The 11,005-nt window shown below is 53.9% G+C and carries 9 protein-coding genes; 6 read left to right on the forward strand and 3 right to left on the reverse strand.

Annotated elements, in window-relative coordinates; all coding sequences use genetic code 11:
* The coding region (locus H6F43_RS16315) for a PAS domain-containing protein (protein ID WP_190343777.1) at positions 1-947 on the reverse strand (947 nt) is incomplete at its 3' end.
* Between the two features lie 356 nt (positions 948-1,303).
* On the opposite strand from H6F43_RS16315, the gene H6F43_RS16320 reads away from it, so the two are divergent.
* Complete coding sequence (locus tag H6F43_RS16320; RefSeq protein WP_190343778.1) at positions 1,304-2,032, forward strand: response regulator transcription factor; 729 nt, start codon at positions 1,304-1,306, stop codon at positions 2,030-2,032.
* 92 nt (positions 2,033-2,124) lie between these two features.
* On the opposite strand, the gene psbP is transcribed toward H6F43_RS16320, so the two are convergent.
* A complete protein-coding gene (psbP, locus tag H6F43_RS16325; RefSeq protein WP_190343779.1) occupies positions 2,125-2,670 on the reverse strand; it encodes a photosystem II reaction center PsbP in 546 nt (181 codons plus the stop codon).
* Positions 2,671-3,012: 342 nt separating this feature from the next.
* Between psbP and H6F43_RS16330 the strand changes: the two genes are divergently transcribed.
* The 3 genes from H6F43_RS16330 to H6F43_RS16340 all read left to right on the forward strand — a co-directional run bounded on the left by H6F43_RS16330 (position 3,013) and on the right by H6F43_RS16340 (position 7,568).
* Entirely contained in the window at positions 3,013-5,346 is a 2,334-nt protein-coding gene (locus tag H6F43_RS16330) for a GAF domain-containing protein (protein WP_190343780.1), read from the forward strand.
* Positions 5,347-5,514: 168 nt separating this feature from the next.
* Positions 5,515-6,120 (forward strand): DUF3038 domain-containing protein, encoded by a 606-nt coding sequence (locus H6F43_RS16335; RefSeq protein ID WP_190343781.1) that lies wholly within the window; start codon positions 5,515-5,517, stop codon positions 6,118-6,120.
* On the forward strand, positions 6,117-7,568 hold the full coding sequence (locus tag H6F43_RS16340) for a DUF4335 domain-containing protein (protein ID WP_190343782.1): 1,452 nt from the start codon (positions 6,117-6,119) through the stop codon (positions 7,566-7,568). Before H6F43_RS16335 ends, H6F43_RS16340 begins: the two co-directional genes overlap by 4 nt.
* A 107-nt stretch (positions 7,569-7,675) precedes the next feature.
* On the opposite strand, the gene H6F43_RS16345 is transcribed toward H6F43_RS16340, so the two are convergent.
* Entirely contained in the window at positions 7,676-8,362 is a 687-nt protein-coding gene (locus tag H6F43_RS16345; protein ID WP_190343783.1) for a hypothetical protein, read from the reverse strand.
* Positions 8,363-8,772: 410 nt separating this feature from the next.
* On the opposite strand from H6F43_RS16345, the gene fmt reads away from it, so the two are divergent.
* Positions 8,773-9,783 (forward strand): methionyl-tRNA formyltransferase, encoded by a 1,011-nt coding sequence (gene fmt, locus H6F43_RS16350; RefSeq protein ID WP_190343784.1) that lies wholly within the window; start codon positions 8,773-8,775, stop codon positions 9,781-9,783.
* Positions 9,784-10,214: 431 nt separating this feature from the next.
* Positions 10,215-11,005: photosystem II q(b) protein (locus H6F43_RS16355; RefSeq protein ID WP_190343785.1), on the forward strand; the 791-nt coding region annotated here is incomplete at its 3' end.

Here is an 11,005-nt window from a genome sequence, read left to right on the forward strand (position 1 = left end):
AGGTCGTGGGAGACCACATAAGCGAACTGGTCTAGCTCTTGATTACGCTTTTCCAAGCGGGCAGCCGTTAGCGCCAATCTCATCGAGGTGCGGCTGAGTTCTTCGGCGCGGTGATGCAGCGAGTCTTCAGCACGTTTGCGAGCGGTAATGTCGATGCAGGAGCCAATAAATCCGGCAAAGGTCCCATTGGGCAGAACTCTGGGCGCACCGCGATCCAGAATCCAGCGATACTCGCCATCTGCCCGCCGCAGACGATACTCCACCTCAAACGGCTGCTGCGTTTGGAATGCACCCAAGTGGAGGTCGAGGCAGCGCTGAAGATCATTGGGGTGCACGCCGTCCGCCCAGCCGTTGCCCAGTTCTTGCTCCAGCGTCCGCCCTGTGAAACTCAACCAGCCTTGATTGAAGAACTCGTACTGCGCATCGGTATCCGACATCCACAGCAGCATTGGAGCGTTGTCAGCGAGGGTGCGAAATCGCTCCTCACTTTCACGAATGGCCGCTTCAGCTTGTTTGCGATCAGTGATGTCCGTATGGCTGCCTGTCCACTCGCGCACGCTGCCGTCCGCTTCGACGATCGACACGGCTCTGACTTGCATGTAGCGATATTCGCCATCGTGCCGTCGCAGGCGATGCTCCATTTCGTACAGGGTGCAATTCGCTAGCGCCTTGGTCCAAGCTTCAGCCGTAACTGCTTGATCATCAGGATGCACCGCATTCAGCCATCCCCAGCCCTTGTACTCCTCAAAGCTCTGCCCTGTAAACGCCCTCCAGCCCGGTTGTTCGGTGGTCAGCTCTCCCTCAGCGGTCGTGTTCCAGATGATTTGTGCGCTCGCCCGAATCAGCGATCGATAGCGCTCTTCGCTGCGGCGTAGAGCTTCTTCAGGCGAAAAGGGCACATCTACGCGAGGCAACTCAACGGGTGGATTTGAATCAGCGCTGCTCATGTGATTACGATGGGCGACGCAATATTTATTAGCGGATTTTTTAGCTGTCTGTCATTCTTCGATCGATGGAGTTTAAAGCCTCCTTACATAACTCGTTAGATCAGATACTCGTTAGAATAGAGCGAATTGGGCTACGATCAAAACACGCGATCGTTTAGCACCTTCTACAACAACATTTTGTACAGGCTTACAACTCTAGATAGATGTGTGCAGCATAATATCCTGTAAATCTCTGACTAAGAGCAGCTAAGTCAACCGCTAATGGGTGAGATATCTCAGAAAACTGTGCTTGATTCTTGTTTTACTGATCCTTCTTTACGAGTATTCTATTATTTCTAAAGTTTGAGGAACCCGCTATGGAAGCCATTCGCATTACATTAATTGAAGACCATGACCTGACGCGGGTGGGAATGCGTACCGCTCTGCAACAGCGGGGCGGCTTTGACGTGGTGGGTGAAGCCGCAAATGCAACTGATGGCTTAAAGATGCTGGAGTCGGTTAAACCGGACGTTGCGATTGTAGACATCGGTTTGCCGGATATGGACGGCATTGAGTTAACTCGTCGCTTCAAGAAATCGCAGTTAGAGTCTGAAGAAACCGGAAGTGCTCCGACAAAAGTTCTAATCCTGACATTGCAGGACAACGAAGATGTGGTGTTGGCTGCCTTTGCTGCTGGTGCAGACTCCTATTGCATGAAGGATGTCAGCTTGGATAGTCTTGCTGAGGCGTTGCGCGTCACGAACGACGGCAACTCCTGGATCGATCCCGCGATCGCTCGCGTAGTGCTACACCAAGCGCGCCAGTCTAACCCCGAAAATGGCACTGCAGCAGAAGCAAAAACGGTTGCAATTAACGCAGCTGCCCCAGAGTACAACCAAATTATTGAAGCCTATCCGCTGACAGAGCGAGAGTTAGAAGTGCTGCAACTGATTGTTGAAGGATGCAGCAACGCCGCGATCGCAGAAAAGCTCTACATTACGGTAGGAACGGTGAAAACCCACGTCCGTAACATCCTCAACAAGCTGTGCGCAGATGACCGCACTCAAGCCGCCGTTCGCGCCCTGAGATCGGGCTTGGTTGGTTAATCTCGATTCTGCTGTAGGAGCGAAGCATTGGGCAAGTTCCCTTTTAGGCTTTTCTGGCGCTTTCGAGAACAGTTGCCCAAATGCTTCGCGCTTTAGTAGACCGAGAACGATCGAATGACCTGCTGAAGCACGTCCTCCATCTTCGGCCAGCGATCTTCGGTCGTAGATGCGTTAAAGGTGTACAGCTTACCGCGGCTAACAGCAACGCTGGCAAGGTTGTGCCGCTCACGCCCACCGACTTTGACGGCATATTCCAGCAGGTAATAGGTTTTATCACCCGCAGTGCGGGCTTCCGCGTTGACAAGCTCTGCTTCACGACCTGAATCAGGTGGCGCGATCGCATTCTTGCCTAGCTTGTAGCCAACCTCACCCGGATCACCCAAGTCGCTGAGCGTCTTGTTGCTAGCGATCGAGTTAATCACCACGCTGACGTTTTCGGACGGGTGAATGATATCGTGAATCACGACATCTGCCCCACTGCCGGTGGAAACTTTTACAGGCTGCCAACCGTTGGGGTAGAGGAATTGATACCCATCTGTACTGTCTATAAAGCTCTTTAAGCCGCTGACCGGCGTTGCACAGCCCTGAAGGCTCAGACCCAGCACTATCAATACGAGTGCTACAATTCGCTTCAGCATTTCTCTATTCCTCATTCCTCTCTGTCGTGCTTAAGTAACATCGACATCTGAACAGTCAGTGTACCGCAGGACCGTAGCTTGCTGTTCAAGACTGAATTCCTCTAAGATTCATCCACCTTTGTGACTGAATGTTGCGTTTTGTAAAACGGCTGCTTGACCATGTTGGGATCGCGGCTTGGAAGGGCAGAATGCAGATTCAGGGTGGACCTGGATAAGGCTTTAAGCAGTGCTAGGTTTTTACTACGCTCCAATCAAACCACGTATAGTTGAAGTTAACTACAAATGAGCTCCTAGAATGTCTATCTCAACGAGCTCTCGCGTTCTTAGCGTGTTTGCTCGAGCATGTGTGACCCGCACGATCTAGACAGGGAGCAGCAGTACGGACCCATGAACTCCGCTGAGCAGAATCAGAACTGGTTGAACTTGCTGGCGACGGTATCCCCGATCGGCATTTTCCGAGCAAACGTGGATGGTAGCTGCCGCTATGTAAACGATCGGTGGTGTGAGATCTCCGGAATGTCTGCTGAGGAGGCGATGGGTACTGGTTGGGCACAAGCAATTCATCCAGACGACCGCCACCAAGCGGTTGCTGACTGGTTGGAAGCGATTCGGACACAGAGTTCCTTTCAGTCGCAGTACCGCTTTCAGCATCGAGACGGCACGATTACCTGGGTGTTAGGGCAGGCGATCGTCGAGCGGGGACCTGATGGGACAGTCCTTGGCTATATTGGCACCGCTACTGACATTACGCAGCGCAAGCAGGCAGAGGAAGCGCTTCGACAGCAAACCGAGCGAGAGCGCCTGATTGCTGCAATCACTCAACACATTCGACAATCGCTAAACCTGAAACAGGTGCTCAACACTACGGTTGAAGAGGTTCGCCAGTTTCTTCAGACCGATCGCGTGCTGATTCTTCGCTTCGAGCCAGATTGGAGCGGCACTGTGCTGGTGGAATCTGTAGGCGCTGAGTGGGTTTCTCTTTCGGGTATCGAGATTGACGACTCCTGGTTAGCCGAGTCTTATGCGCAACACTACCAACAGGGGCAGGCTTGCGCCGTCACCGATATTCATAGTCCTGAGCGATCGTCGTGCTATCCCGACGCGCTGGCTGGGTTTCAGGTTCAGGCAGCGTTGGTAGTGCCCATTTTGCAAGGCGAGCACCTGTGGGGATTGTTGATTGCCCACCACTGTCAAGCGCCGCGATCGTGGCAGTCATATGAAACCGAGCTGCTGCGCCAGCTAGCCGCGCAGGTTAGCAGTGCGATTCAGCAGTCGCAACTGTATCAGCAGGTGCAGCGCCTCAATGCCGATCTGGAGCGACAGGTGCAGAAGCACGCCGCTCAATTGCAGTTGGCATCAGAATTTGAGGCAACGCTGAAGCGAATTACCGATCGCGTCCGCGATAGCCTTGACGAAGACCAAATTCTGCAAACAGCCGTGCAGGAGTTGGCGCTTGCCACTGGGGTCAGCAGCTGCAATTCTGCGCTGTATGACCAAGAACAGCGCACCTCAACCGTTCGCTACGAGTACACCACGTCGCTGGTGCCGTTTCAGGGACGCGTTGTGCAGATGGACAACTTTCCTGAAGGCTACAACCAGCTGATCCAGGGGCATTATTTCCAGTTCTGCTCCCTGATGCCAATTCCGCGACGCGGACCCGTGGCAATGCTGGCTTGCCCAATTCTGGACGATCAGGGCGTCCTGGGGGATCTGTGGCTGGTCAGCCATGCTTACCACGCGTTTAGTGACCAAGACATCCGCTTGGTGCAGCAGGTGGCAAACCAGTGTGCGATCGCTTTGCGGCAGGCCCGGCTGTACCAAGAAGCGCAGGCACAGGTCAAAGAGCTAGAAAAACTAAATCGGCTCAAGGACGACTTTCTTAGCACCGTCTCTCACGAACTGCGTACGCCGATGTCCAACATTAAGCTGGCGACGCAGATGCTGGAGCTGGCGCTGAAGAAGCCCACAGACGCGACCGAGTCTGAAACGGCTTCTGGTGCATCTAGGCGACCGTCTGAATGCATCGTCCGAGGAGAATTGGGTACCCTGATGACGCCCGATGTCTCTGCCCCGTCCACTGCCAATGTCGATCGCTACCTCAAAATTCTCAAGGATGAGTGCCAGCGAGAAATTAGCTTGATCAACGATCTGCTAGATCTATCTCGACTAGAGGCAGGAACAGAGCCGCTCGTGCTCACTGAGATCGCCCTGCCAACCTGGATTTCTCACTTTGTTACGCCATTTGTGGAACGCGCCCAAAATCAGCAGCAGCATTTGCATATCGCGGTTCCAACAGAACTGCCGGATCTGACAACCGATGCCCTGCGGCTAGAGCGGGTGTTAGGCGAGCTGCTCCACAACGCGTGTAAGTACACGCCGAGCCAAGGACGCATCACTCTCTCCGCTGCGGCAGAATCGAAGAGGGTCCGCTTGCAAGTCAGCAACACGGGCGCGGAAATTTCGTCGAAAGAATTGATTCGCGTGTTTGATAAGTTCTACCGCATCCCCAACAACGACCCGTGGAAACACGGCGGTACCGGACTGGGGCTAGCGTTGGTGAGACGACTGGTCGAAACCTTGGGCGGCAGCGTTTACGCCAGCAGTGATGCTGGAGTGACCTGCTTTACCGTAGAGTTACCCTGGCTTCCTCAAACCGCGATCGCTGGAATCTCTTAAGGAAATTTGCCCAGACTGTGATCAAACGCAGAGAGATCGTACACTATAAGGTTGCACGGTTTAAGTCATTGGCTTATCCTCTGCTCGATCGCTGGGGAACACTAACTTGGCTGATGCATTCAGCCTGCAACCTCAAGCCAATTGGATATGGATGTGCCCGTGAGTGTAATGCAGTTAAATAACCCACCCGCTTTGTCAACCCCGCTGATTCTCGACAGCTTGCCCGACCCACCACTTACGGAGGAGGTGTGCCCAGCACGAACCCGGCAGCAGATTGATCTGATGCTGCTAGCGATCGAGGCGCTGGATGTGGGTGGATCAGAAGCCATTTTGGCGATGGCGCAGGAGTTAGATCTCCAAAGTTTAATTAAGAACCGAGTGACGCTCTGGCGGCTCCGCAGTACGAATCCACTGCGTCGCTATAGTCAGCGTCGTCCCCTGACTCTGGCAGAGGCGAAGGCGCTGGTGATTATCGGCTGCTACTTAACGCGACGGCTCACGGTGCTGATTCGGCAATTGCTGCTCGCCTATCAGCAGCTCAGCGACAAACAGCTATCGCCGGACCATCATTTTCGTCTGGCTGAGTATCTGGAGCGATTCCGCGCCCATTTTCGATCGCGGATGAACCCGCGTCGCGCGGCGGTTGCTGCCTACACCTCCGACGAAGCACTGAACGAGCTAGCATTGCGGCTGCTGTCGCAACTGCTATTCTGCACAGGCACCTACGGAATGCAGCGGTTTTGGACGAGTTTGTTTGATGGGGAAGTAGCATGACAATTCAGCGCCAGTACAACCTGCCCAACTGCACCTTGATTTTGGAAGGACTGGGAGACACTATAGGATCAGCGGAGGCGCGTCCCGTGCTGTCGATGCTGGTGAATGCAGAGTGCCATCTCGTCGGGCAGGAAAAGCCGCTCAGCGGTGGGCGTGACTTTTTTGAGGGCTTAGTGAGCGCAGTCAGCCAATACGCGCAGGAGATCCTGAGTGGGGTGCATCCCGCTCGGTTGATCAATCCTGAGCAGTGGGTGCAATTCCGACGAGTTGGAGTGAATCAGCACCGCTTAAGCGTCCGTCCGCCAGACACAACACCGGGTTCGGGGATTGCTGCACAGTTTACTAGAGAGATTGACCTGACAACGGTGCAGTTGTTTGACCTGGTAGAGGCGATCGATCAATTCTTTGCCGACAGTCAGACGCTACCGGATCTGGCGCTGAACATAAAGCCCCTGTCGCGCAAGTACGTCCGCAGTGGCGAGCCGATCGCTCGGCAAGCCGTTCCTGCTGCCATAGGCGCATCGAGTCTGGCGCTGGCAGCGATCGCGCTGTTTGCCCTGCCCGTGCCCAAAGTGACCCAGCCCACCTGCCTGAAAATGTCCGAACCGGGCTGCACATCCACGCCTACCGCGGGCAATTCTCCGGCTGGTTCCTCCCCCTCGCCTGTAGCGGCAAGCCCCAGCCCGACACCCAGCCCAAGTCCTGCAGCATCGGTCAGTCCTAGTCCCAGTCCAGCGACAGCGGCACAGCCGGACCTGACCAATCTGGAATCGGTGCTGAATACGGCTCCCGAAATTACGGATCCTGGTCAACTCGAAAGCTTGGGCAACCAGCTTCGCAGCCAGGTTGATCAGGCGTGGACCAACCGGACGCCGTTTGTTGAGGATTTGGTCTACCGCGTCGGCGTTGCCAAAGATGGCGCGATCGTTGGGTATAAGCCCGTTAATCCCGCTGCACTCACCAATGCTAAGCAAACACCACTGCTAGATTTGCTGTATCGTCCTGCGACGGGTAGCCCACCAACGAATGAGCCGATCGCTCAGTTTAAGGTTGCGTTTACGTCCAGTGGTGTAGTAGATGTAGCTCCATGGCGCGATGCGGTTGGATCAGAGCTGGCTCCTGCAACTGAAATCACGGATACTCAACAGCTGGAAGAACTGCTTCCTAAGCTGCGGGAGCAACTGATCAAAGACTGGAACGAGTCCTCGTTCACAGCCGAGCAAGACCTTACCTTTCAGGTACGGGTGAAGCCTGACGGTGCAGTTATAGACTACCGACCTGAGGACCAATCTGCGGTTGACAACGCCCAGCAGACTCCGCTGCCCAAGCTTGCAAAACAAGTAGACGACAGTGCCGCGCCGCTGCAAGAGTCTCACGCTTTGTTCAAGGTGGTCTTTCGTGCTCCCGACGGCAGGCTGGAACTTAGCCCATGGCGCGGCTGGCAGTAGACGGCTGTTCTAATGTGCCAATCAAAATTGGCAAGTTGGCGAAATCTGAAGAACCGGGATTGAGATTTTTAGAGAGTCTTCAATTCTCTAAAAATCGCCTTGGCTTACTAATGCGCTTGAGGACCGGCCCAAACGCTGCTAACAACGTGTCCAAAGGTGACGGCGCGATCGTCCTGAGATCGTGCCGTGTGTCCGCTGGTATCGACTGCCCACAAATCCCAATGCTCGTCACCCAAATTGCCCGCTCGAAACAGCACCTGATTTGGGTGAGACTGGCTCCACCCCAACAAAATAGCCGTCGTGTAGTGGAGGTGGGTCGGCGCGATCGTGCTAACCCGATTTTCAGCGCAGTCCACGACAACGGCGTAATCAGAGGCAATATCTGAGCCAAACAGCGACTCAAACTCACGCGCCAGCAGGCAATTGCCCGTCTGCGACCAGGACACCGGAACAACAATGGAGATTGCTCCCAACGTTTCTACGCCACGGCTGATAAAGGGATTATCTGCTAACGGCGACGCAGGCGTAACTGCCTGCAAATCCCCTGTCTTAAGATTCTCAATGAACAAAATGCTCGTGGCGCGGCTCTGAAAATGAGCCTGCACCTGTATTTGAATCCGACTGTAGGCAGCGTACTGACGATCGGGCGACAGCAGAGACGGACTGCGGTAGTAGTGAAACGTTGGATTGGCGGCATTTTCTGAGGGTGCCTCTGTTAATGTCGCCATGACCCAATTCCAGGGAATTGGATGGGGGCTATTGAGGGGATCAAGTTGCACCGATCGCTGAGACATAAGACAAACCCCGTCGTCGATAAACCGTTCAAATAGAAAACGCTGCGCTGGTCCAGCACTACCTAGACCAGGCGATGATTATGCACCAAATTGGCAGAAGTGACTCGAATGCGTCAGAGCACAAACTGGACGTTAACGTGTCTGAGAAGCAGATAACGACAATCCTCGTTATCAAACGACCTGCTTTCAGACCCACTATCTCGCTGAGTGCTACAGAAAACACACCATAACGGTGAAGCTGCTTCGCCACAAACCAAGTAGGGAAACAGCGCTTCGCCGATCAAGCAGCTTCAGGCTCTAGCTCAGAATGACAGCAGTGAAGCGAACAGGTAATTTACTTTTAATGTATAACAAGCGACGCAATTTGAGGCGCAGCCTGATCGCCACTCCATGATACTTAATCTTCAGTTATGAACCTTGTCTTTTTCGGCACACCAGAGTTTGCGGTTCCCAGCCTAAATCGTCTCCTAGCACATCCAGACCTGCGAGTGTTGGCGATCGTGACCCAGCCCGACAAGCGCCGCGGACGCGGCAACCAGCTAACGCCCTCTCCCGTCAAAGTTGTTGCTCAGGCGCATGGCCTACCCGTTTGGCAACCCCAACGCATCAAAAAAGATGCCGAGACACTCGATAAACTGCAAGCGACTCAGGCAGATGCGTTTGTTGTGGTTGCCTACGGGCAAATTTTGTCTCAGGCAATCTTAGATATGCCACGTTTGGGCTGCATCAATGCCCACGGGTCGCTGCTACCGAAGTATCGAGGAGCCGCACCCATTCAGTGGAGCCTCTACCACGGCGAGTCCGAGACGGGCATTACGACGATGCTGATGGATGCAGGCATGGACACTGGACCTATGCTAGTCAAGGCGCAGACCCCGATCGCCCTGTTAGAGAACTTTGACGACCTCGCCGCCCGCCTTGCAAATCTCAGCGCTGACTTGCTAGTGGAAACCCTGCTCAAGCTTCAGCAGCAGGCAGTTCAGCCTGTGCCACAGGATTCCGATCGAGCAACCTACGCGCCATTAATTCAAAAGTCCGACTACGAATTGAACTGGTCAAAACCCGCGATCGCGCTGCATAACCAAATTCGGGGCTTCTATCCAAACTGTACGACGAGCATTCGAGGGGAAACGCTAAAAGTTATCGCAGCGGCACCACTGGGACCGGAGTACTGGGCCCAGCTACCTGCCGATCTTCAAGCCTTGCAGGAGGAGTGGGATTCCCTCAGCCGTGAGGCGTCGCAGCCAGGAGCGATCGAGCGCGTTGTGAAGGGCATAGGACCGATCGTGCAAACTGGGGACGGAATCCTGCTGCTGCGTGAGGTGCAGCTAGCGGGCAAGCGTCCTCAGTCTGGGTGGGATTTTGCGAATGGAATGCGCCTAGCTGTGGGAGAGCAACTGGGGCAGGCAGCAGTTAGATGAGCGGCTGTTATTTTCCAGAAATTAACATAAAGGATTGTTAGCAATTATGTGAAGTTCTATGTGAGGAGCTCCACAGTTCAACGCGAGTTAAACGCGCAAGATCTCGCACAACCTGTAGTCAATAAGAGCTATAGAGCTTCATTAGGCTTAGCAATTTGTTTCAAGTTTTTTACCTAGCTTCATCTAACTAAATTTGCTTGAACAAAAAGCTTTGTTCATCTTTAAATACTTGGCTGGAAGAGTCTCTGGAAGGGAGCTCTAGAAAATTCGCTTCGTGAAAGAAGATTGCGATCGATCTTACAAAAATTAATAGGGCGCTTCTGGAGAAACGAAACCTAATGTCAATAAATCAATAAGATGAATGCAGGCAATCATTGTCTATTTCATTCGATTGATTTTCATTTTTGTCCTTTCTAGCAATCATTACCACCATGACCACAACGTTACAAAGACGCGAAAGCGGCAATGTGTGGGATCGGTTTTGTGAGTGGATTACCAGCACAGACAATCGCCTGTACGTAGGCTGGTTCGGCGTTCTGATGATCCCCACTCTACTGTCTGCCACCATCTGCTACATCATCGCCTTCATCGCCGCTCCCCCCGTGGACATCGATGGCATCCGTGAACCCGTTGCTGGTTCCCTGATGTACGGCAACAACATCATCACCGGCGCAGTAGTGCCTTCCTCCAACGCGATCGGTCTGCACTTCTACCCCATCTGGGAAGCAGCTTCCCTCGACGAGTGGCTGTACAACGGCGGTCCTTACCAGCTGATTGTCCTGCACTTCCTGATCGGCATCTTTTGCTACATGGGACGCCAATGGGAACTGAGCTACCGCCTCGGCATGCGCCCCTGGATCTGCGTGGCTTACTCAGCACCTGTAGCTGCGGCAACGTCTGTGTTCTTGATCTATCCGATCGGACAAGGCTCGTTCTCGGACGGCATGCCTCTGGGTATCTCCGGCACGTTCAACTTCATGTTCGTGTTCCAAGCGGAGCACAACATCCTGATGCACCCGTTCCACATGCTGGGCGTCGCTGGTGTGTTCGGTGGTTCGCTGTTCAGCGCCATGCACGGTTCGTTGGTCACCTCCTCGCTAGTGCGTGAAACGACCGAGGCTGAGTCGCAGAACTACGGCTACAAGTTCGGGCAAGAAGAAGAGACCTACAACATCGTGGCCGCACACGGCTACTTTGGTCGGTTGATCTTCCAATACGCGTC

The sequence above is a fragment of the Leptolyngbya sp. FACHB-36 genome (assembly GCF_014695955.1).
Lineage (GTDB): Bacteria > Cyanobacteriota > Cyanobacteriia > Leptolyngbyales > Leptolyngbyaceae > FACHB-36.